The following is a 21,364-nucleotide window of genomic DNA, read 5'->3' as shown; positions in this document are numbered from 1 at the left end:
AATCATTCCGAAGCGAGAGCAGATGCGCTTTCTCGCGCTTCAAAAGAAGGTAATTCTTGCTACAAATCCTATAAGAAGGTGGGGGTGATGGATAATGAATGGGAGAGGCGCGTTTGAAACTCGGGTGTGCGGGGAATCGGTATCGGACGACTAGTTGGAGGTATCGGACATGTGGAAATGGATATCTACCGGGTGGGTGGAGGCATCGTACATGTGGGTGGAAGCATCGGACGGGTGGATATCGGTATCGGACGACTAGTTGGAGGTATCGTACATGTGGAAATTGGCATCTACCTAGTGGGTGGAGGCACGAAGAGACGCGTTTGAAACGCGTCTGTACGAGTAATTGATATCGGACGACTAGTTGGAGGTATCGTACATGTGGAAATCGATATCTACCGGGTGGGTGAAGGCTGGTAGAGCCGCGTTTCAAACGCGGCTGCACAGAAAATCGGCATCTGCCGGGGAGATGATAGTGGAGGTGGCGGATATGTGGAGAAGGTGCGAGAAGACGCGTTTTAAACGCGTCTGTACAGGTAGAGACGTGTTTGAAACACGTCTCTACGCCATCAGGGTTGCGATGTAGGCCGATTCGGTTTGGTCGGTGAGCTTGTAGCGGTCGTCGATGCGGCGGCCAACAATCCACACGATGTCGCTGCCCGAGCAGAGCAGCCACTGGTTTTCCTTATCGAGGATGGACATCTTCTGGTCGATGAAGAAGTCACTTAGCTTCTTTGTGCCCTTCATCCCAAGGGGGACGAACTCGTCGCAGCTTTTCCACCGGCGCAGGGTGAGGGGGAAGCGGAGCTTGCCCAGGTCGAGGCAGGCGGTGGTGGGCCGCTTATCAATTTGAAATGGTACGGACGTATCTAGGGCATCGAACTTCAGCTTAACAGGGCTGCTGATGGAGCTGCAATCGGCATCAATCTGATAAATATTATCGGCTTTGTCCTTTTTGATGGGCGAGAGGATGAGGTGGTCGCGGTCGCGCACGAGCAGGTGGCTGGGGCTAAGGAACTGGCGCCCCGATTCGCCGCTTTCTATCGAGTGGATGATGCCTTCGGTTTGGGTGCTGTTGAAGCCGTACTCGCACAGGAATTCGTAGAGCAGCAGCGAGGCGTTACGGTTGAACTTTAGCTTGCGGATGCTGACGCGGAGCTCGTCGGCGGTGGCGGCTACGGCATCACGCTTGAAGCTGTTAACCTCCTGGGTTACCAAATCTTCGACCAGCTGAAGCCTGGCGATGTTGTCGAGCATGGTTTGGTTGAAGGAGGGGTTGATGATCTTTAGCTGGGGGATGACGTTGTGGCGGATGCGGTTGCGGGCGTACTTGTCCTTGGCGTTGGTGGAGTCTTCGCGAAACTCGATTTGGTGATGCCTGGCGTACTCCTCGATTTCGCAGCGGGGGGCGAAGAGCAGCGGGCGAACCACCCGCCCGGTCTTAGGCTTGATGCCCGTGAGCCCCTTGATGCCGGTGCCTCGGGTTAGGTTGAGGAAGAAGGTTTCGGCAACGTCGTCGGCGTTATGGGCGATGGCGATGTACTGGTAGTTTTCGGTGTTGCAGAGCTGCTTGAACCACTCGTAGCGGAGCCTGCGGGCCGCCATCTGGATGGATTCCCCCTCTTTTTCGGCCTCGCGCTCGGTGTCGAAGCGGATGTAGTAGCCCTCGATGCCGAAGCGCTGCTGGAGGCTGCGCACGTGGCGCTCGTCGCCATCCGACTCCTCGGCGCGTAGACCGAAGTTGCAGTGCGCTATGGCAACGGTATACCCCTGGCTCACCAGGAGGTGGAGCAGGGTGGTGGAGTCAATCCCTCCGCTGATGGCAACCAGAATTCGATCGTCCTTGTCGAACAGCTCGTTGTGCGCTACGAAGCTGTGAAATCGTGATGCAAGTGGCATTCCCTTCAATTTTCGAGTAAAGGTAGCAGCTTAATCGTTATGTTGCCCGCTTTTTTTGCCCAATACCTCCATGATGGCCTTGGCTTTTACGAGGCACTCGTTGTACTCCGCTTCGGGATCGGAGCTAAAGGTGATGGCGCCGCCAACCGAGAACGAGAGGTAGCGCGCCGGCTGGTTGTAGAGTATGCTGCGGATAACCACGTTGAAGTCGAAGCTGCCCGATGGGGTGAAGTAGCCAACGGCTCCGGAGTAGAGCCCGCGCTTGGTGCTCTCGAACTGTTCGATGAGCCGCATGGCGCTAACCTTGGGCGCACCCGTCATCGATCCCATGGGGTAGGCATCGCGGATGACCTCCACGCCGCTGATGCCCTCCTTAACCTCCGACTCTACCGTCGAGATCATCTGGAAAACTTGGCGAAAGGGGTATATGCCGAACAGTTCGGTGACGGTTACCGACCCATCTCGGGCCGTTCGCGAGAGGTCGTTCCTAACCAGATCAACGATCATCACATTTTCCGCCTGCTCCTTGGGGTTGCTCCGAAGCTCCTGCTTTAGCATTTCATCTTCGGCGGGGGTGCTTCCCCGGCGGATGGTTCCCTTTATGGGCTGCGAGATAACGCGGCTGCCCTGCTTAAGCAGGAACCGTTCGGGCGATGCGGATATGAGGTACCTGTCGTGCAGCTTGTAGAAGCAGGCGAATGGGGTTGGCGATACGGTTGACAGCTCGATGTAGGTGGTCAGCGGGTCGATGTCGGCAGCAGCTGCGAAGAACTCCTGGCAGAAGTTCATCTCGTAGATGTCGCCTCGGCGGATGTGCTCCTTAATCTGCTTTACGGAGTCGATGTACTCGCTGTGGCTAATCCGGCTCTCCACCGCTAGCGGTTTGTGGGGCTTCGCCTCGAACGGGCATCGGCTTATTTCATCAAGGATAGAGGCGCTGTCTCTGTCCGACTTTAGAACCGTAAAATTCCCAGCGCAGTCTACGGCAACGATATGCTTTGGAATGAAGAAGTGGATGTCGGGGAAGCCTACGTTATCGAGGTTCGAAGAGGTGAGATCCTCCACGTAGTTCTTAAGGTCGTAGCCCAGAAATCCGAAGGCGTACTGGTTGCGTACGAAGGTCTCCAGCTCGCGGAATGGAGCCTCCGACTCGCACATTTCAGCATCCACATCGGCAGCCAGAACTAGCGCGTATTGGCTGAATTCTGTTTCAACAGGATTTTGGGATAGCCCGTTGCTATCGATCAGCGCAAAGATGCCGAATTGGTTTCCCCAGGAGAGTAGCCGCTTTTTTGCTTCAAGAATCATTTCCGAGACATTCATGCCGCAAATGTACGTAAAGGCACCCAAAGGCGAGGGTGGCTACGGCTGATTTTGGTACTGGACAAAGTCGGGCTTGGTGGGTTTGAAGCCAGAAAGGCGCAACCTGTCGGAACCCGACATCTCAAATTGGTCTATTGTCCCTCCGTATGGCACTCGGGGGTAGAAGCCTAGCCGGATGGAGAAGGTTTTGAAGGCAAGGTTGTCGTTCCTGATCCGTACTCCAATGCCAAAGCCGCTATACATTGGTCCCTTGAAGGGGCTGTTGCCGTGTCCGCTCATCCATGCAAGATCGGAGTAGGCGAAGAAAGCCATCTTAAAGTTCCACAGGGCGTAGGGGGAGTAGGCGATTGTTTCGAGATGGAAGCTGAGCCTGCGTTGCGCTTTGGTGCTGTCGCCCTCGTAGCCCCTGATTCCGTTGTACTCGTCGAGGTAAAGGCTTTCCTGGAGACCTCTGAACCGGTTGAAGCCGTGGGTGTAGTCGAGGCTAGCAAATTGGCGGAAGCGGTATACGCCTAGCTTAAAAAGGTTCGAGTAGTAGAAAAAACCGGTTCTGATTGTCCCCTGCTGGATGCTGTCGTTCTTAACGTACCCTCCGAGCTCCGCATAGCCCCTAAGGTAGCCTATCCCATCCACAATCCCTCCCTGCGATGTTTTCATCGCAAAGTAGGGGCGGTTGCGAAATTCGCCTTTTTCTAAGCCGCCAACCAGCTCTAGCTTATAGCCCGACGGAATATCCTCGGTACGCCCATAGCCGAGCAGCAGCTTGGTTTGGGTGTACCACTGCTTTGCAATGGCTACGGAGCTTAGGTAGGCGGTTTGGTCGTGGTAAAGCGGATTGTCGATAATGGACACGTATCGATCACCGCAGAATCGGTTGTTGGTAATTCGGGCAGCAACGTACAGCTGCGGCTTGTTGACATCGAACTGGTGACTCAGAAAAATCGGGAAGGCATGTCCTACCCAAATATCGTTATGGAATTCTTCTACTGATGATTTTGTTTGATGCAGGGGGAATTGTATCATGTCCTGATACTTCTGCAGCGTCAGCCCATAGGCGTAGTTGCTCTTGTAGTAGTAGTCTTTTTGTACGTCCAAGATCAGATTCTTGAGGTCGAAGTAATTTGCAAAGCCGGCCTTTATGCGTACAATTTCCTTTCCAATATTGTTGATGGTGTAGTAGGCTTCGTAGCCGACGGAGGGGCTACGCTGATTGTTGTATCGGGTTCTGACAACAGCTTCATGGCCATATCCAAACGCATTTTCGTCGTATACTTCAACAAAACCCTTTGCAGCAGAGTATGGCTCCCAGTGAAAGCCAATTGACCAGATATCTTGAATGGCAACATTCAAATCCACCGAGTCGGTGTTAGGAACCTCCTTGGGGGTAATCATCACATCGGAGATGTAGGGGAGGTTACGAATAATCACCTCCTTTTCGGAAAGCTCGTAGGGGGCAATTACCTGCCCCTCTTGGATGTTTAGCGAGTTTCTAAGCGTTTTTTCGCGGGTGTTTCGGTGGATGCGATTGCCTGTTTTTTCGATTAGCGTTAGCTCCTCGTTTGGCTTCGAGTAGCTGACGGTCGCCCCAAATACGTTTATATTTTGGATGGTGATCTTGCGAACTATTTTGCCACTAAAGAGGTCTAGGTACTCCTGCCTTCCGGTATTGATTTGAGATGTGTCGGGCTTCCCTGCGAATACCCAGGCATTGAGGTGCTGGATTATGGCATTGTTGTTTTTAATTATTCTTTTAACTTTTTTGTTTTTGCGGAGAATAACCAATTCAACAGAGTCGGGAAGGTAGAGTATGGTGTCTTTAGAAATTACCATCTCCTTTTTCCCAAGAAGAATTCTTGCTGGGCTTTTAATAAGAACCGAGTCTTTCGATACTTTGGGTCGCTTTGCTTCTGCGCTAAATAGAAGCAGGCAAAATAGGGAGACCAAAAGCAATCGTAATCCTCGCATATTAGGCTGGTAATTTCTGCGACTAAAATACGATAAAAAATAAGTCGTACGAGTATAAATAGAGAAGAGAGGCTGTTGGCCTCTCTTCTCTATTATGTTTGCTTGCTTTATTGGTAGATTTTCTTTGTGCTGACTTCGACTTTCAATATAAAAAAGTAGTAGTCGTCATCGAAGGGGATAAACTGGAAGTTTAGCTTCTCCTCAGTTTTTCGTGCAATGTCGATAAGTCCGAGTCCTGCACCACCTTTTTCGGTTAACATCCCCTCTTTCATTTGCTTTTTGTACATCTCTTTCAGCTCCTCCTTCGTGGCGTTGTTCACCTTTATGAGGTTTTCTTCGAGAATAACGCGATGTTCCGCGGCTACCTTATTGGAGGTAATAACGTAGTAGGTGTCGTTTTTCTTTCCGATAATAAAAAGCCCGCTTCCGGTTTGGCTGCTTTTACTCAGCTCATCGGAATGCTTGTTCATGTTTTGTAGGGTCTCAACCATCACATGGAAAACCTTGCGCTGAACCGAACGTTCTTCGCTATTTCGCTCCATGCTTGATTCTGTCATGTTGGTGAACATGCGCGTGATCTCGTGGTTAAATTCCCCTAGATACACCAACGAAAATCCATTCTCGATCATTTCATCGTAAATGTTCGAAATGGATTTGATAAAAGAAAATGAAAGATCCATATTAACAGCCTTGATTATAAAATTAGGTACTAAAACTTAGACAGCCCAACCTCGTTTGGACCTTGAATAAAATTCAAGTCACGAGGGATATGCTTGCTATCTATACGTTTTAAGTCTTTCTTAAGAGTTGCAGGTATTGTTCCTTTCTCGCTTGCTCTTTTTAGAGCAGCTTCGTAGTCGCCATTTCCTTGGATAACAAGAATCTCGTGCGATAGATTTTTGATGGCTTGCTTCATCGCGTGCTCGTTGATGGTGTAGTAGCCTGTCTTGTTGTTTCTGCTAATAGCACCATTGTCGACAAAGTAGTTAAAGGTTGCCATGTTGGCTTTTCCATGTGAGCTGGCTGCTCCAAATCGAACCGAGCGGAAGATGCCAGCCGTAAAGGTTACGTAGTTCTCCATCAGCGCTTTTTTAGGAAGCGCCTTTAGCTTCACGAGTTCTCCAATCATGTAAAGACCGAGAATGTCGGCTTTGTTTTCTTCGAGTGCGCTGTATTGCTCTTTAAGTGCTTCACGAACGGCACCTTTTTTATTTATTGTATTCTTGATTCCAAGTCCGTGAGCTACCTCATGGAACATGGTGTTTTGGAAGAATGCGTTAAAGGTAACCAAGTTGGCTTGCGAAGGATCGATAACCACCTCCGAAATAGGTTTAACGATGAGGTTAAACTTAGCCTCCATTACATTTTTAAGCATTAGCTTGCGGCTACCCTTCTTTAGCTGCACTCTAGGATCGTTTGGAAGGTTGATGGCGATGGTTTTGCCAGCAGCGTTGCAATCGCCAGCATAGTAGATGGCGCTGTAAACGCCGATGTCAGACCCTTTGGCTGGAACTTCTTTCTTGTACTTCTTCTGAACAGGTAATGCCTTTTGTAGTTTAGGCAGATACTTAATAAACTGGTTGTAGTACTTTGTTTCGCTATGGTTTTTTAATAAGATATACGCCTCGAAAGCGGTTTTATAGTTAAACAGCTCGTCTTCGTAGTTCTCAATAGGTCCAGCAACAAAATCGATGTTGCTATTTTTCATATCCATCCAAACCAAATCGCTTGGGTAGTAGTTGTCAGTTCGGAATGATTTTGCTCTTGTTGCAAGATACTTTTTCAGTTGCTTGTTATCTGCTAACTTGGCTGCTTGATCGAGCAGCTTTGCGGCTTTTTCGATTTGTTCGCTATAGGCAACAGAGTAGGGTACAGATGCCAGTTGTCCAGCCTCATCACGTCTTACAATTGTATATTGGCTTTTTTTGTCGGCAGAATCCCACTCTTCAAACTCTGATTTCGTCATATTGGTAGGATAGAAGTTTGCCCCAAGTGGTTTTTCTTCGAATCCTCTAATAAATGACTTATTACCATCTAATCGATCCCATGGACCATAGTTTATGGTAAAATACTTCTTTGCAGCTTTTCCCTTAATGGTGTCAAGTACTTGCGATTTATCTCCAAATGCTTGTAGCCAGTATATGTCATCCATTATGCGGCTTACCTCAAATAACTTGATGAGAATCTTTTTTTCCTTGTCCGACAGGTTACTTATGTCTGCGGTTAGGTTGAAATCAGCATACTCGGCAACTTTAGCGTTAAGAGTGCTTTCTTCTTTTGCTTTTAGGTCAACTTTAGCAGTCTTTTTATTGTCGTTACCACCTCCACATGCAGTAAAGAGGAGTGTAGCGGCAACTAGTCCAAAAAGGAATTTATTCTTCATTTTTAATATTTGTAGACGTCAATTTATCCGTTAACATCGTCAGAATTAAACTTGTAACCAAGGCGTTTCCCCGTTTGCATTTTCGAGTTCTCGATCTTGGTGTTCATTTGAGCAACCGAGGCAATCTTTACCGTGTCGTATGGGGGAACCAGCAAATCAAATTCTAGAGAATAAACAATCGCAGTCTCAATTATCTTTTTTAGAGCATCTGGTGTTATGGGTGAATTCCCAAAGTTGCTGTACAAGAATGCCATTTGACGTTTCCCTTCGACAAAATAGTTCAGATCCTTGTTTATGAATATTCTGCCAATAAGGTAGCCGAGGTCATCAAGTCGGTTGTACTTAAACGAATCGGTAAGGAAGTTGTAGATGTTAATTACGCCGCAAAGCGCATTAAGCTTATCCTGCTCAACATAGGAGGTTTTCCAAATTTGGTGATCTCTGTCGAATTGGAAAACGTTAGTGTGCATGCTAAAGATAAGAATGTCTTCGGCTATACGGATTTCTGCTTCAAACTTACCTCGATCGCGATATTCCAATTTCACCCTGCGGTCTACGCCGGAAAGTTCTTCGTTGATATCGTTGGTTAACTCGTGAAGCATCTCCTTTAACTGGTTGAATACTTCGAAAGTATTATCGTATACTTTCTGCTTAATGTTGGTCTTTAGCTGAAGGATATCGATGATGCCGTTTAAGTTTTGCTTGTTTTCCTGCGGGTCAGAATCCATGACTGTTATTTGTTTTTATTCGAGCCATAAATATATAAAAATGGCAAAAGGGGAACGATTATTTCCCCCTTTTTTTGTGTTTTATACAACTTGACTAGTAAGATCTAGCAATAATCACGCGTTGTTTGGATGGTTTTCCTGTAACCATACACTTGCCTTCTTCCATTTCGCCTTCTAGCGGAATGCAACGAATGGTTGCTTTGGTTTCCTCCTTGATGAGTTCTTCGGTTTCAGCAGTTCCATCCCAGTGGCATAGAAAGAAACCTCCCTTTTCATCGAGAAGACGCTTAAATTCATCGTAGTTGTCAACCTTGGTGGTCATTTCCTTACGATGGTTAAGAGCCTTATTGTAGATGTTCTGCTGGATGTTGGTAAGAAGTTGCTCGATATAGTCTGCAATTCCTTCTTGCGAAAGAAGTTGCTTTTCGAGTGTGTCGCGACGGGCAATTTCGATGGTGCCGTTTTGGAAGTCGCGAGGGCCCATTGCAACGCGAACAGGTACGCCCTTTAGTTCGTATTCTGCAAACTTGAATCCTGGCTTAAAGTTGTCTCTATCATCAAGTTTAACCGAAATGCCTTTTGCTTCAAGTTGCTTCTTGATCTCCTTTAGCTTGCCGCTGATGCTTTCAAGTTCTTCGGTTCCCTTGTATATAGGTACCATTACAACTTGGATTGGCGCCAACTTTGGAGGTAGAACCAAACCGTTATCGTCGGAGTGGCTCATGATTAGTGCACCCATTAGACGGGTTGATACGCCCCAAGAGGTTGCCCATACGTAATCGAGTTTACCTTCCTTATTGGTGAACTGTACGTCGAAAGCTTTTGCAAAGTTTTGACCCAAGAAGTGAGAGGTTCCCGATTGAAGTGCCTTGCCATCCTGCATCATTGCCTCAATGGTGTAGGTTTCAACGGCTCCTGCAAAACGTTCGGTTGGCGATTTACGGCCAATGGTTACCGGCACGGCCATCCAGTTCTCCGCAAAATCGGCGTAAACATTAATCATTCTCTCAGTTTCTTCTAATGCCTCCTGTGAAGTTGCATGTGCAGTATGGCCTTCTTGCCAAAGGAATTCGGCGGTGCGGAGGAAGAGACGAGTTCTCATCTCCCAGCGTACCACGTTGGCCCATTGGTTGACGAGAATTGGAAGATCGCGGTACGACTGAATCCAATTCTTATAGGTGTTCCAAATAATGGTTTCCGATGTAGGGCGAACGATGAGTTCTTCTTCTAGCTTGGCTTCAGGGTCAACAACAACACCTTTGCCATTTGGATCGTTCTTTAGGCGGTAGTGGGTTACTACGGCACATTCTTTAGCAAATCCCTCAACATGGGCTGCTTCCTTGCTAAGAAACGACTTCGGGATGAAGAGCGGGAAGTATGCATTTTCGTGGCCTGTATCCTTAAACATCTGGTCGAGGGTGCGCTGCATCTTTTCCCAGATGGCGTAACCGTAGGGTTTAATCACCATACAGCCCCTGACTGCCGAATTCTCAGCTAAGTTGGCTTTTAGTACAATATCATTGTACCAAAGCGAATAATTCTCCGAGCGTGGAGTTACTTCCTTTGCCATGCGACTTTGGTATGAAATTTGCTTTATTTTTGTAAGATTTGTGAACGCAAAATAAATAAATAAAATCGGTTTCTCATAAAACGCTGGAGGGTCATTATGAAAGCTTTAAAATTATTCACATTGCTGGTTCCTATAGCACTTCTTGGGGTGTCTTGTGGTACGAGTTCGAGGCTAGGCGGTAGTTCTGCTGGCGACGATATCTACTACAACCCAACACAAGACGCTAAGGAACAAGTGGTAAGCGCTTCGAATGGTAAGCGGGTGCCTCTTGATAAGTCGTATAACGATTTAGTTAATGAAACCAATAGAACTTTGGCGGATACCATTTATGTTGCTTCTGAATCCGATTCGACAGGCAATCCTTACCAGGATGTTTTAGCCGATTCCTACGAAAAAGCAAAGCGTAATCGAGAGTTGGGATATAAAGATCCATGGTATGGCATGCCATCGAGTGCTGCTTATTCGCAAAATATGTGGTATGCTACAGCTTACGATCCTGCATTCTATAACGTCATCGTAATGGGGAATACGATATGGGCAGAGCCTAAGTACATCTCCTCGATGTTTGGCTATCCATACTACAACTCGTACGTTAACTTTGGACCTTACTACAGCCCATACAGAAATTCATGGAACATGAGTTTTGGTGTTGGTTGGGGCTGGGGATTGAGCACCAACTGGGGTTGGGGTTATGATTCTTACTGGGATTATCCTTATTACGGCAACTCCTGGGGTGGATATGGACATCATTATCATGATGGCTACTACTCGGGGAGAGGGTATCGTGATGTTGTTTACGGCCCACGCGATGGTGGCATGCGTTACGGAACGCCAAGTGTTCGCAACTATCCGTCTTCGAGAGGGTATAGCTATTCAAATACCAGCAATCCATCGAGGGTGAGCCGTGATGGTAATTCTGATGTGATCCGTTCGAGCAGGGGTAGTTCTTCTGTAAGGCGAGATGATTCGCGTACCTATCAGAGTGGAACATCCGCTCGCGATTACCAATCGGTTACGACGCGACGTTCGGTAATTACTACACCTACCCGTCAGCCTAGCAGCAGCAGAGAGGCGTATACGCCTACCTATACCTATAGCAGGCCAACGCGCTCTGGTCAGCCTGTATTTAATGAGGGAAGCAGTTCTGGAGCATCAAGGACGTACGAGCGTCGCAACTCGACAGCCGTTGTGCCAAGATCGGAGAGCAGCAGCTCTTACGACAATAGCCGTAGCTACCCATCGCGCAGCAATAACGACAGCAATAGCCCATCGCGTAGCAGCAGCTACAACTCGGGTAGCAGCTATTCGTCGCCATCAAGAAGCTCTTCGTCTAGCTCTAGTAGTTCATCGTCGAGTAGCCGTTCGGAAAGTTCGGGTAGCAGCCGTGGACGTAGGTAATGCTTAATAACAATGATTACAACCAACCCACTTAAATAACAACTAATACGTGTGATTATGAGACTTCGCGCAATACTACTAGGGGGAACCTGCAGCCTGATGGCTGTAGGCGCCCTTGCCCAAAGCGAAACTGATGTGCTCCGCTTTTCGCAAACTTACATGAAGGGATCGGCAAGGTTTACCGCCATGGGTGGTGCCTTTGGTGCGCTAGGGGGCGATATGTCCTCGTTTATGATAAACCCAGCAGGGGTAGGTGTTTACCGCTCTTCGGAGTTTACTTTCTCTACTGGAATTCTTAACAGCAACCAAAAAATAGATTATCGTGGCGATAGGTCTTTTGATGGACATACGTCGGTAAATGTCGGTAATGCAGGTCTTGTTTTGAATTTTTTCAATAACTCTAATAGCGAACTTCGGAATTTCAATCTCGGTATTTCCTACAACAGACTGAATGATTTTAATCAGAATACCTTCTTGTCTGGTGTTAATAACGAAAATTCTATTACCGACTACTTTGCAGAAAAATCCTATGGAATAAAGCAGGTTGATCTGTTAAGCCAAAATCCATTTGATTCGAACTTGCCTTGGAACTCTATTCTTGCTTGGAAAACGTATTTAATGGATCCTGCTAGTTCAGATAACAATAATCAGTTTTATCTTACTCCATTGGCTCGAACAAGGTATGCCAAGGATCCATATTATGCGCCATACGCAAGAGATATTGACAAGAAAGGGCTGAATGATGCCGTTTTTCAGGATCAATGGGAAGAGGTTCGTGGTTTTAATGATGTAGTGAATATTGCTTTTGGCGGAAATTTGATGGATGTGGTTTACGTTGGAGGTTCGCTAAATATCACAAACATCAATTACCATTCGACAAAGAACTACCACGAACAAGCAGATAAGAACAACCTGTCAAATTTCAATGAACTGAATTACGAAGAGATTTACAACGCTTATGGTACAGGAGTATCGTTAGGCTTAGGAATGATCCTTAAGCCAATTCAAGAGATTCGTATAGGGGTTTCCTACCAATCGCCAACTTGGAATTCGATTGATGAGGACTATTCGGCATATATGAATTCAACCTTTTTGAATGTTAACAATGGTTTTGCAGAGTACGATACCCCAATCAATACCTTTAGCTATCGTATCTCATCTCCACAACGTCTTACGGGGAGCCTTGGATTTATTCTTGGAAACTACGGCATAATTAGTGCTGATGTTGATTGGGTAAACTATGCTGGAATGAGAATTCATGGTTCGAATGATTATCGAACACTTTTTAATAATATTAATAGTGCCATTGATAATAGCTACCGCAATACAATAAACGCAAGAGTAGGTGGTGAACTTAAATTGGATAAACTTGCCTTTCGTGCAGGTTATCAGTACTACCAAAATCCTTACAAAAAGGATTTCATCAATTCCGATAATGCTACAAACGTTTACTCTGCTGGTTTTGGCTACCGCACTCGTTCGTTCTTCTTCGACTTTGCGTATAGCCTTATGACGATGAAAAATGCTTATTCGTTATACGACTACTACTATAAGGATGCCAACTCAACGGTTGACATCTACTCGGGCACTGCTACGTCCAACATCAACCGTAATTCGTACATTGTGACGCTAGGGTTTAAGTTCTAGGTTCATCAGAATATAAAATGAAAGGCGGGTGTTGCTACTCGCCTTTTTTTATGCTTTGCTCTAGGATGCTCTTGGCCATTGGACCTTCGTTGAAGAGGAGGTCGAGGATGGAGAGGTTGGGGGTGAAGCCGTGGCGGTCGGCGAATACCTGGTAGTACTCCACTGGGGCGAAGTGCGGGTCGGGCTGCTGCTGGCTCTCCTTGGGCGATATGGCGTACCTCAGGTCGATCTTGTTCTCGATTACTTTGTCGTAGCTGGTGGTGTAGCCGATGCTGGGCGCTATGGAGAGCGACTTTAGGATTGTCTCTAGGATTTGTTGGTTGAAGTCGAACAGGCGCTCGTAGCGGTTTTCGAAGAAGGGCATGAAGTCGTCGATGTAGTAGTCGTAGAAGGGCGAGCTCTTGTAGGCCGATTCGATGGACTTGAAGTGCTGCTTCTGCCAGGGCTTGTTGTAGTCGAGCTGTACTTCGGCGATGGGCATCTTCTCTCCATGCCACTTTACTACGGGTACGGTGAGCGCCATGGGACCGTTGGCGGCAAGGATGCTGCAGCGATTGCGGTAGCTCTGCTTGAGGTAGCTCTCGTGGGCTTCGATGGTTACGCTGCCGGCTATCAGCTTGCAGAGGTACTGTACGGGTGGAAAGTAGGCGGTAGATAGGACTACGGGTTGCATTGTCGTTGTTTTGTCGGGCAAAAGTAGCAATCCGCAGGCAAAATTGAAAGGCACAAAAAAGGGCCGGACGTTTCTCCTGTCGACATATCGTACCTCGGGCATCTCCCTTGGTCGATTCGGCGGGCTAAACCTTCGGCCCCTGCTATTATTGGTGCTTGCCGCTGCTCCTGCTATAGGGGCATGGCCTTGTAGACGTTGGAATCCTCAAGAGGAACGATGTTACCCTTGTAGGTGATTCGTCGGCCCCAGGTGTTGGGCGAGATGTACGCCTCGCCGCGGTTGGAGTTGGCCGTTAGGGTGATGAAGATCTCGGCGTTGATGCCCACGCCAACCACCATGAACCGTACGCTGACGTTTCCATGCTTATCGGTTTCGAGCTTATACCCGCTAATGCTACCTTCGACGGTGATGCCACCCAGCCCGTTGTAGCCAGCTCGGTAGGGCGAGGCCAGCTGCACGGTTGACTTCTCTTTGTCCATCATAACAAAGTTGGTGGTGCTGTTGACGAAGTAGAGGCTGCCCCGCTGCCCCTGTATGGTGTAGGCTTCGAGTACCCAGGTTTGCGCGGATAGGGCTTCTACCGCTTTGGCGTAGCTGGTGGAGTCGAGCTGCTGCTGCTCCTTCTTGCGCAGCTCCTTTCGCTCTTGAGGGGTTAGCTCCCTGAAATCCTGCGCTAGCAGCCCCGCAAAGGGGAGAACGATCAGTGCTAGCAGCGTTGCTATTCTTTTCATAAGGGGAAACTCTTCGATTAATATGGGTGAATCGTCCAACTTTAATATAGGTGGGGACAGGCTACCGCCTATCCCCTAGATGCTCCTGTTAGTGCTGATCGTTTTTGGCAGCCATAAAATGGCCTTTTACGTGAAAGGGAACCAGCGGTCGACATCGAGCGGCTCGGAGGTCTTGCTGAGGTTGGCAACCTGGGCAATGATCACGTAGGTGTAGATTTCCTCGCCCTGCGCATCCTTGCTGGTGGCTACCCGGTTTACGTAGTACGTCAACGGCCGCTCGTTGCGCCCGATGAGGAAGGCCTCCATCTGCCTGAAGAAGCTGCGCAGCTGCGTTTTCTTTCCTTCGAAAACCCGGCTGCGGAAGGTGCCCGACAGCTCGATGTAGTCCTTATCGGCTACCGGCTTGGTGACGGATAGGAGCACCTCTTCTTTCCAGGGGGATACGGGGTGGCGCAGCAGCAGCGCTTCGTTATCGTCGGGGATGATGTTCATCTTGTAGGCCTTGTGGAGCAGCGATTGGTTGACGGTCTCAAGGTTGTCGACAATGGGGAAGTGCATGACTTCCGACACGGTGGTGCGGATGAAGGGCTTGTGGTTCCACACAAACTCTACATCGTCCCAGCTCTCGCGGTTGAACTGGGGATTCAGCATGATGTTGTTACCTTCTACTCGCATGGCGTTGATTTTTTATGTTTCGTTTTACGTAAAACGCACACGGTTAGCAGCTAAAATGTGCTAGAAGATGCGCTTGGCGGTGATTTTACCGCAGGTAGAGGCGTTCCTCTGGGGATGTTGGGCGCCTTGTATATGGTACAAAGGTGTCCCCGGAGTTCCGTTGGGTGCCTTGTATATGGTACAAAGGCTTCGCCGGAGTTCCGCTGGATGGTTTGTATATGGTACAAAGGCTTCGCCGGAGTTCCGTTGGATGGTTTGTATATGGTACAAAGGTGTCCCCGGAGTTCCGTTGGCCGATTTGTATATGGTACAAAGGGGCTTCTTTGGGTTAAAGGCGGCTATTCAATGTTGGTCGTAAAGGAGGGCTGGTGCTGCTATGCCTCCGTATTGAACAAAAGGGAGTCGGGAACAGGGGATATAGGGAGTAAGGAGTAGGAAAGGGCAGACAAACAGGCATAGAAAATCGCTGTGCCCTTTGTACCTCAGAGACTGAAAAAATGTGGAGCGCACCGAAGTGCGCCCCACTACAATTCAAAATTCCTAGCAAATGGGGACTAGGCTCCCATGAATAGCTTAATGTCCTCGTCGACGGTGTTGATACCGGCGATGCCGAAGTTCTCCACCAGCACCTTCACCACGTTGGGCGATAGGAAGGCGGGGAGGGTTGGCCCGAGGTGAATATTCTTTACGCCGAGGTGTAGCAGGGCAAGCAGCACGATAACGGCCTTCTGCTCGTACCAGGCGATGTTGTAGGCGATGGGTAGCTCGTTGATGTCGTTTAGCTGGAATACCTCCTTCAGCTTAAGGGCAATCAGGACCAGCGAGTAGCTGTCGTTGCACTGCCCGGCGTCGAGAACGCGAGGGATTCCTCCGATATCGCCCAGCGGAAGCTTGTTGTAGCGGTACTTGGCGCAACCTGCGGTAAGGATTACGGTATCCTTTGGCAGCTGCTCGGCAAACTCGGTGTAGTAGCTGCGATCCTTCATGCGGCCATCGCATCCGGCCATCACAAAGAACTTGCGGATGGCACCCGACTTAACGGCATCCACCACCTTGTCGGCAAGGGCAAACACCTGCTCGTGGGCAAATCCACCGATAATCTCGCCTTCCTCAATCTGGGTAGGCGCCTTGCAGCGCTTGGCGTGCTCGATGATTGCCGAGAAGTCCTTCGTCTTACCATCCTCACGTGGACCGATGTGGGTAGCCCCTTCCAATCCTGCCGAGCCGGTGGTGTAGATTCTATCCTTGTAGGTGGCGCTGCCTAGCGGTGGCACAATGCAGTTGGTGGTAAAGAGCACGGGGCCGTTAAAGGTCTCGAACTCGTCTCTTTGCTTCCACCACGAGCTGCCGTAGTTACCCACAAAGTGGCTGTACTTCTTAAAGGCAGGGTAGTAGTTGGCGGGTAGCATCTCGCTGTGGGTGTACACGTCAACGCCTGTGCCCTCGGTTTGGGCCAGCAGCTCCTCCATATCCTTCAGGTCGTGACCGCTGATGAGGATAGCTGGGTTATTTCGTGTTCCGATGTTCACTTTGGTGATTTCGGGGTTGCCGTAGCGGGTGGTGTTAGCCTTGTCGAGCAGCGCCATGGTGGTAACGCCGTACTTGCCCGTTTCGAGGGTAAGGGCTACCAACTCGTCGGCACCGATGTCGGTGCGGGTGGTCTTCGTAAGGGCATCCTGGATGAATGCGCTGATGGTATTGTCCTCGAAGCCTAGGTTGCCGGCATGCTCGGCGTAGGCGGCCATGCCCTTAAGCCCAAAGATGATGAGCGACTTCAGCGAGCGGATATCCTCGTTGTCGGATAGCGATAGGGTGCCCACCTTGGTCGATTCTGCGGCAAACTCCTCGCGGGTGCCTGTCCAGGTAACCTCTATGGTTTGGGGAATGGCGATACCCTGCTTGCTGCATTCGGCGATAAGGTTCTTCTTAATCTCAAGCCCCTCGATGATGCGGTTGCTGATGGCGTTATCATCGAAGTTGGCGTTGGTGATGGTGCAGAACAGCGAGTCGATAACGTACTTATCGACGGCGCTGCTCTGGTATCCTTTAGCGCGTAGCTCGGTATGGAGGATGCTGATCCCCTTATTTACGAATAGCAGTAGGTCCTGAAGGTTAGAGGTCGATGCGTCTTTCCCGCATACACCCTTAATGGTGCAGCCAAATCCTTTAGCTGCTTCTTGACATTGGTAGCAAAACATGCTCATGGTATTTTATTTTAGATGTTAGTCTTTTGACATTAGATATTAGACGTTAGACTTTAGATGGCAGATGCTTGATATTCTGGGAAAGGACGATTGGACGTTCTTCTAATATCTAACATCTAATATCTAACTTCTTGTAATTAGATCCACTTCGATTCAAGTATTTCCCCCTGAATGCCTACCTCCACCACCTTAATGGGGATGTTTCGCTTGGCGGCATCACGGGCAAGCTGCGCCATCTGCACCAGACCGCCGCAGCAGGGAACCTCCATGCGCATTACGGTGATGGTGTCAACCTCGGCGCTATCGATTAGAGCGGTGATCTTTTGTACGTACACCTCCTTGTTGGAGTCCAACTTCGGACAGGCAATGGCCAGCGTTTTACCCTGTAGGTGCTTGCTGTGGAAGTTGGCCAGCGCGTAGGCCACGCAGTCGGCGGCTAGCAGCAGGTTTGATCCCTTGAAGTGTGCCGCAGCAGGGTTAATCAGGTGCAGCTGCACAGGCCAGTGGGTAAGCGCCGATGGCTGATCGTCGGCCGTAGGAGCCGTCGCCATCTTAGGCGCAAAGGTGCGAGCTGCCGATCCGGGGCATCCGCCACCGGCATGGTGATGGTGGTGCATCTGTGGAACCGCTGGCTGCACCTTCTGCTTCAGCGAGTCTATCACCTCGTTAATATTAAATGGAATGCTCTTCTCGTTATCACGTAGGTAGCCGAATGCTTGGCGGAGGTACTCCGTTTCGTTGTGGTCGAGCAGGTGCTGCAGGTGCGCCGTTACCACGTTCTTGCCGTTAGGGATCATCTCAATAATGGTGGCCACCTCGTCGTAGGCCTCGGCCTCGCGCTTCTCTATGGTGATGGCGCCAACCGGACAGGTGCCAATGCAGGCGCCAAGGCCGTCGCACATCAGCTCGCTCACCAGTGTTGCCTTTCCGTCTATTAGCTGTAGCGCCCCCTCGTGGCATCCGGTGATGCAGTCGCCGCATCCGGTGCACAGCTCTCGGTCTATCCTAACAATGTCGCGTATCATGGGTTTCAGTTTTGTCGTTTTACGTTCTTTTGATGAGGCAAAGCTACGGCAACTTCAGCCCCTAGTCTGTACCATATGATACAAACCGCAAACATTTTTTATGGTTAACTTTGAGCAGAAGTTAGACGAATGGGAGGTAGAACTGCACGGCCGTGCGGCTCTACGAAAGAATTTGCAGTAACGCTTAATCAGCGCTCCTGATCCCCTCCTCGGGAGGGGTAGGGGTTGGGTAAAACTGGTATCATGCATTTTAACTAGAATTCGCTGATTGATGTTGAACTTCATATGCAAAGGGAGATATCTGCTATCTGAAATTGCCTAAACCCACCCCTGCCCCTCCGAAGGAGGGGATGAAGTGCTGCTAGTAAGCGAAGGACTTTAGGGGAATGTTTGTATGAACTTTAGACCAACATAATAAACCAACCAACATGAATTTTACCCTGCTATCCCGCTGCCCGCTGTTCCATGGAGTTGATCCTGTGGAGCTGGAAACCCTTTTGTCGATGTATCCCTACGCCGTAAAGAGCTACGTAAAGGGCAACGTGCTGGCCTCGCGCGACGACGAGTACACGGGGCTGATGGTTGTCCTGGAGGGCAGCGTTAAGGGAGAGATGGTGGATAACTCGGGCAAGGTGGTAAAAATCGAGGATATTTCGGCGCCGCGGCCCATTGCCCCCGCCTTTCTCTTTGGGCAGAACAACCGCCTGCCAGTCGATGTGGTGGCCAACGATGTGGTGAAGGTGGTGGTCATCCCCCGTGCGTCGATGGTGGGCATCATGCAGGCCAGCTCGCAGGTGCTCACCAACTACCTCGACATGATGTCCAACCGGGCCACCTTCCTTTCGAACAAGCTCTACTTCCTCTCGTTTCGGTCCATCAAGGAGAAGCTGGCGCACTACCTGCTCGACCTGGCCAAGGGGCAGCTCGTCACCTTCTCGCTCCCCATGGGGCAGCAGGAACTGGCCGACTACTTCGGGGTCACCCGCTCGTCGCTGGCGCGCGTGTTTGCCGAGATGGAGCGCGATGGCCTCGTCGCCTTCGACCGCCGCAGGGTAACGCTGCTCAATAGAACAGGGCTGGTGAAGGTTATCCGGTAATGTCGGGAGGTAGTAATCGGAACCGGAATCGTCGTCCCGAGATGTCGGGAAGTAGCAATCGGAACCGGAATCGTCTACCCGAGATGTCGGGCGGTAGTAATCGGAACCGGAATCGTCGTCCCGAGATGTCGGGAGGTAGTAATCGGAACCGGAATCGTCGTCCCGAGATGTCGGGTAGTAGTAATCGGAACCGGAATCGTCTACCCGAGATGTCGGGCGGTAGTAATCGGAACCGAAATCGTCTACCCGACATAAGCAGCAAGGGCAGGTTTCGAACCTGCCCTTGCCGTTAGTCGTACTTCTTAGCCTCTTCCCAGATCACGTTCATCTGGTCGAGCGACATATCCTTGAGGGGCTGCCCCTGCTTGATGGTCTTCTCCTCCAGGTAGCCAAAGCGCTTGATGAACTTTCGGTTGGTGAGCTCCAGGGCGGCTTCCGGGTCGATGTCGTAGAGCCTAGCGGCGTTGACCACCGAGAAGAGTAGGTCGCCGAACTCCTTCTCCATCCGTTCGCGGTTCATGGCTTCCACCTCCACGCGCAGCTCGTCGAGCTCCTCCTGCACCTTGTCCCACACCTGGCTGCGCTCCTCCCAGTCGAACCCCACGGCGCGCACCTTCTCCTGAATTCGGTTGGCCTTGATGAGCGCCGGAAGCGCGCTGGGCACGCCCGAGAGGACGCTCTTGTTGCCGTCCTTCTCCTTTAGCTTCAGCTCCTCCCAGCTGCGGAGCACCTGAGCGGCGCTCTCGGCCTGCTCCTGCCCGAACACGTGCGGGTGGCGGTAGATGAGCTTATCGCAAAGGGCGTTTACCACGTCCGAAACCTCGAACCACTGCTTCTCGGAGGCCATCTTCGAGTAGAATACCACGTGGAGCAGGATGTCGCCCAGCTCCTTTTTGATGTTGGGGATGTCGCTGGCGTTGATGGCGTCGATCAACTCGTAGGTCTCCTCTATGGTGTTGCTGCGCAGGCTCTCGAAGGTCTGCTCGCGGTCCCAGGGGCACTTCTCGCGGAGCTCGTCCATGATCTTCAGAAGCCTGTCGAAGCTTTGCTGCTTGTCGTTCATTATGGATGATGATTTTGTCTACTGGTTAAAAAAGTTGATGCGCACCGACGAGCCCATGTCCAGGTTCAGGATCGAGGCAATGCGCCCCTTGTTCTGGGCCACCTCCAGATGCCCGGCCGAGTTGAACAGGGCTACAAACTCGCCATCCTCCACCGCGTTGTAGGTGCTGGAGATCGCCTTTACCTTGTAGCGGTTGCTCTGGATCAGTATCTCGTAGCGGCGCCCCTTGGCCACGCGGTCGAACTCCTGGCAGGTAATGTTGGTGATGATGTTACCAAACGTATCGATGTAGATGACGTTGCCGATAATGAAGCTGGCGTCGAGCACCGGCAGTAGCATTGGCATATGGTTCACCGAAGGCTTGGGCGTTCCGATGCTCTCGATGGGCTCGCCCAAGGTGAGCGCCGCCGCCGCCTTGGCAAAGGGCACTAGCGCGCTGAAGCCGTTCCCCTGGTCCTCGTAGTCGACGGTCACCACCGCATCGGGCTGCGAGTCGCAGATGAGCCCCATCACCCCGTTATCCACCGCCACAAAGAAGTGCCCCTGGTAGCTAACCGCCACAACGGGCTTCTTGGGCGTAGGCTCGCTATCCACCCCTATTACGTGTACGCTTTTCTCGGGGAAATGGTGGAAGGCGCTCCGCATGACGTAGGCCGCGCCCTGTAGCTGAAATGCGGGAATCTGATGGGATACATCGATGATGGCAGCCGCTGGATTCCTCTTCAGAATCTCTCCTTTTAGGGCGGCTACGTAGAAATCGTGCCGCGACCAGTCGGTTGTGAGCGTTGCAATTGCCATCTGTTTTAAAGCGCTGTTGGAGTTTTATCGTGTGGTTTTGCGGATGTGCCGCTTACCGACAATCAAAATTAGTAAGATATTCCTTACAAAAGATGGTAGGCGTGCATTTTGCTGAAATTTGGAGGCAGATGCGGCTAAACCCCCGCTCCTCCGAGCCCTTTTCTGCTAATTTTACTACCTTCGCC

General features: G+C 50.2%; 18 protein-coding genes. 4 read left to right on the top strand and 14 right to left on the bottom strand.

What is annotated here, in order from left to right; genetic code table 11:
* Positions 1–126 precede the first annotated feature (126 nt).
* Positions 127–327 carry a hypothetical protein gene (locus tag ACHZA1_RS03610; RefSeq protein WP_320053869.1) on the top strand — a complete coding sequence of 67 codons (201 nt, stop codon included), beginning with the start codon at positions 127–129 and terminating at the stop codon, positions 325–327.
* A gap of 234 nt (positions 328–561) precedes the next feature.
* Here ACHZA1_RS03610 and tilS read toward each other — a convergent pair whose 3' ends face one another.
* The 7 genes from tilS to proS form a co-directional block, all read right to left on the bottom strand.
* Entirely contained in the window at positions 562–1,899 is a 1,338-nt protein-coding gene (tilS, locus tag ACHZA1_RS03605) for a tRNA lysidine(34) synthetase TilS (protein ID WP_320053868.1), read from the bottom strand.
* A gap of 30 nt (positions 1,900–1,929) precedes the next feature.
* The gene (locus ACHZA1_RS03600) at positions 1,930–3,207 is read right to left on the bottom strand and encodes an anthranilate synthase component I family protein (RefSeq protein WP_320053867.1); all 1,278 of its coding nucleotides are present in this window, start codon (positions 3,205–3,207) and stop codon (positions 1,930–1,932) included.
* A gap of 54 nt (positions 3,208–3,261) precedes the next feature.
* Positions 3,262–5,052, bottom strand: coding sequence for a hypothetical protein (locus ACHZA1_RS03595; RefSeq protein ID WP_320053866.1), 1,791 nt, complete (start codon positions 5,050–5,052; stop codon positions 3,262–3,264).
* A 242-nt stretch (positions 5,053–5,294) separates the two neighbouring features.
* Positions 5,295–5,867, bottom strand: coding sequence for a SiaB family protein kinase (locus ACHZA1_RS03590; RefSeq protein ID WP_320053865.1), 573 nt, complete (start codon positions 5,865–5,867; stop codon positions 5,295–5,297).
* Positions 5,868–5,896: 29 nt separating this feature from the next.
* Positions 5,897–7,570, bottom strand: coding sequence for a Zn-dependent hydrolase (locus ACHZA1_RS03585; protein ID WP_320053864.1), 1,674 nt, complete (start codon positions 7,568–7,570; stop codon positions 5,897–5,899).
* A 23-nt stretch (positions 7,571–7,593) separates the two neighbouring features.
* Positions 7,594–8,298 carry a hypothetical protein gene (locus ACHZA1_RS03580; protein ID WP_320053863.1) on the bottom strand — a complete coding sequence of 235 codons (705 nt, stop codon included), beginning with the start codon at positions 8,296–8,298 and terminating at the stop codon, positions 7,594–7,596.
* A gap of 94 nt (positions 8,299–8,392) precedes the next feature.
* The gene (gene proS / locus ACHZA1_RS03575; protein ID WP_320053862.1) at positions 8,393–9,868 is read right to left on the bottom strand and encodes a proline--tRNA ligase; all 1,476 of its coding nucleotides are present in this window, start codon (positions 9,866–9,868) and stop codon (positions 8,393–8,395) included.
* A 96-nt stretch (positions 9,869–9,964) separates the two neighbouring features.
* On the opposite strand from proS, the gene ACHZA1_RS03570 reads away from it, so the two are divergent.
* Positions 9,965–11,266 (top strand): hypothetical protein, encoded by a 1,302-nt coding sequence (locus tag ACHZA1_RS03570; RefSeq protein ID WP_320053861.1) that lies wholly within the window; start codon positions 9,965–9,967, stop codon positions 11,264–11,266.
* Positions 11,267–11,323: 57 nt separating this feature from the next.
* Entirely contained in the window at positions 11,324–12,913 is a 1,590-nt protein-coding gene (locus tag ACHZA1_RS03565; protein ID WP_320053860.1) for an outer membrane protein transport protein, read from the top strand.
* A gap of 34 nt (positions 12,914–12,947) precedes the next feature.
* Here ACHZA1_RS03565 and ACHZA1_RS03560 read toward each other — a convergent pair whose 3' ends face one another.
* From ACHZA1_RS03560 to ACHZA1_RS03540, 5 genes are all read right to left on the bottom strand, one after another.
* Positions 12,948–13,586, bottom strand: coding sequence for a WbqC family protein (locus ACHZA1_RS03560; protein WP_320053859.1), 639 nt, complete (start codon positions 13,584–13,586; stop codon positions 12,948–12,950).
* A gap of 170 nt (positions 13,587–13,756) precedes the next feature.
* On the bottom strand, positions 13,757–14,317 hold the full coding sequence (locus ACHZA1_RS03555; RefSeq protein WP_320053858.1) for a DUF4251 domain-containing protein: 561 nt from the start codon (positions 14,315–14,317) through the stop codon (positions 13,757–13,759).
* Positions 14,318–14,443: 126 nt separating this feature from the next.
* A complete protein-coding gene (locus ACHZA1_RS03550; RefSeq protein ID WP_320053857.1) occupies positions 14,444–14,992 on the bottom strand; it encodes a hydrolase in 549 nt (182 codons plus the stop codon).
* Positions 14,993–15,546: 554 nt separating this feature from the next.
* Complete coding sequence (gene hcp / locus ACHZA1_RS03545) at positions 15,547–17,190, bottom strand: hydroxylamine reductase (protein ID WP_320054886.1); 1,644 nt, start codon at positions 17,188–17,190, stop codon at positions 15,547–15,549.
* 143 nt (positions 17,191–17,333) lie between these two features.
* Positions 17,334–18,221 (bottom strand): 4Fe-4S dicluster domain-containing protein, encoded by an 888-nt coding sequence (locus tag ACHZA1_RS03540; RefSeq protein WP_320053856.1) that lies wholly within the window; start codon positions 18,219–18,221, stop codon positions 17,334–17,336.
* A 428-nt stretch (positions 18,222–18,649) separates the two neighbouring features.
* On the opposite strand from ACHZA1_RS03540, the gene ACHZA1_RS03535 reads away from it, so the two are divergent.
* A complete protein-coding gene (locus tag ACHZA1_RS03535) occupies positions 18,650–19,318 on the top strand; it encodes a Crp/Fnr family transcriptional regulator (RefSeq protein WP_320053855.1) in 669 nt (222 codons plus the stop codon).
* A gap of 289 nt (positions 19,319–19,607) precedes the next feature.
* Here ACHZA1_RS03535 and mazG read toward each other — a convergent pair whose 3' ends face one another.
* Both mazG and ACHZA1_RS03525 read right to left on the bottom strand, forming a co-directional pair.
* The gene (gene mazG / locus ACHZA1_RS03530; protein ID WP_320053854.1) at positions 19,608–20,381 is read right to left on the bottom strand and encodes a nucleoside triphosphate pyrophosphohydrolase; all 774 of its coding nucleotides are present in this window, start codon (positions 20,379–20,381) and stop codon (positions 19,608–19,610) included.
* An 18-nt stretch (positions 20,382–20,399) separates the two neighbouring features.
* Complete coding sequence (locus ACHZA1_RS03525; protein WP_320053853.1) at positions 20,400–21,179, bottom strand: SAM-dependent chlorinase/fluorinase; 780 nt, start codon at positions 21,177–21,179, stop codon at positions 20,400–20,402.
* Positions 21,180–21,364: the final 185 nt, after the last annotated feature.

The sequence above is a fragment of the uncultured Acetobacteroides sp. genome (assembly GCF_963667355.2).
GTDB lineage: Bacteria > Bacteroidota > Bacteroidia > Bacteroidales > ZOR0009 > Acetobacteroides.
The sequence above is the reverse complement of the archived record's forward strand: the minus strand, read 5'-3'. Positions and strand labels throughout refer to the sequence as shown.

What these genes read in the sequence shown, in the direction of transcription:
- proS (WP_320053862.1), bottom strand. Translation starts at nt 9,868, where the DNA reads ATGGCAAAGGAAGTAACTCCACGCTCGGAGAATTATTCGCTTTGGTAC.
- ACHZA1_RS03535 (WP_320053855.1), top strand. Translation starts at nt 18,650, where the DNA reads ATGAATTTTACCCTGCTATCCCGCTGCCCGCTGTTCCATGGAGTTGAT.
- hcp (WP_320054886.1), bottom strand. Translation starts at nt 17,190, where the DNA reads ATGTTTTGCTACCAATGTCAAGAAGCAGCTAAAGGATTTGGCTGCACC.
- ACHZA1_RS03600 (WP_320053867.1), bottom strand. Translation starts at nt 3,207, where the DNA reads ATGATTCTTGAAGCAAAAAAGCGGCTACTCTCCTGGGGAAACCAATTC.
- ACHZA1_RS03560 (WP_320053859.1), bottom strand. Translation starts at nt 13,586, where the DNA reads ATGCAACCCGTAGTCCTATCTACCGCCTACTTTCCACCCGTACAGTAC.
- ACHZA1_RS03540 (WP_320053856.1), bottom strand. Translation starts at nt 18,221, where the DNA reads ATGATACGCGACATTGTTAGGATAGACCGAGAGCTGTGCACCGGATGC.
- ACHZA1_RS03580 (WP_320053863.1), bottom strand. Translation starts at nt 8,298, where the DNA reads ATGGATTCTGACCCGCAGGAAAACAAGCAAAACTTAAACGGCATCATC.
- ACHZA1_RS03590 (WP_320053865.1), bottom strand. Translation starts at nt 5,867, where the DNA reads ATGGATCTTTCATTTTCTTTTATCAAATCCATTTCGAACATTTACGAT.
- ACHZA1_RS03555 (WP_320053858.1), bottom strand. Translation starts at nt 14,317, where the DNA reads ATGAAAAGAATAGCAACGCTGCTAGCACTGATCGTTCTCCCCTTTGCG.
- ACHZA1_RS03525 (WP_320053853.1), bottom strand. Translation starts at nt 21,179, where the DNA reads ATGGCAATTGCAACGCTCACAACCGACTGGTCGCGGCACGATTTCTAC.
- ACHZA1_RS03565 (WP_320053860.1), top strand. Translation starts at nt 11,324, where the DNA reads ATGAGACTTCGCGCAATACTACTAGGGGGAACCTGCAGCCTGATGGCT.
- ACHZA1_RS03585 (WP_320053864.1), bottom strand. Translation starts at nt 7,570, where the DNA reads ATGAAGAATAAATTCCTTTTTGGACTAGTTGCCGCTACACTCCTCTTT.
- ACHZA1_RS03595 (WP_320053866.1), bottom strand. Translation starts at nt 5,052, where the DNA reads ATGGTAATTTCTAAAGACACCATACTCTACCTTCCCGACTCTGTTGAA.
- ACHZA1_RS03550 (WP_320053857.1), bottom strand. Translation starts at nt 14,992, where the DNA reads ATGCGAGTAGAAGGTAACAACATCATGCTGAATCCCCAGTTCAACCGC.
- ACHZA1_RS03570 (WP_320053861.1), top strand. Translation starts at nt 9,965, where the DNA reads ATGAAAGCTTTAAAATTATTCACATTGCTGGTTCCTATAGCACTTCTT.
- tilS (WP_320053868.1), bottom strand. Translation starts at nt 1,899, where the DNA reads ATGCCACTTGCATCACGATTTCACAGCTTCGTAGCGCACAACGAGCTG.
- mazG (WP_320053854.1), bottom strand. Translation starts at nt 20,381, where the DNA reads ATGAACGACAAGCAGCAAAGCTTCGACAGGCTTCTGAAGATCATGGAC.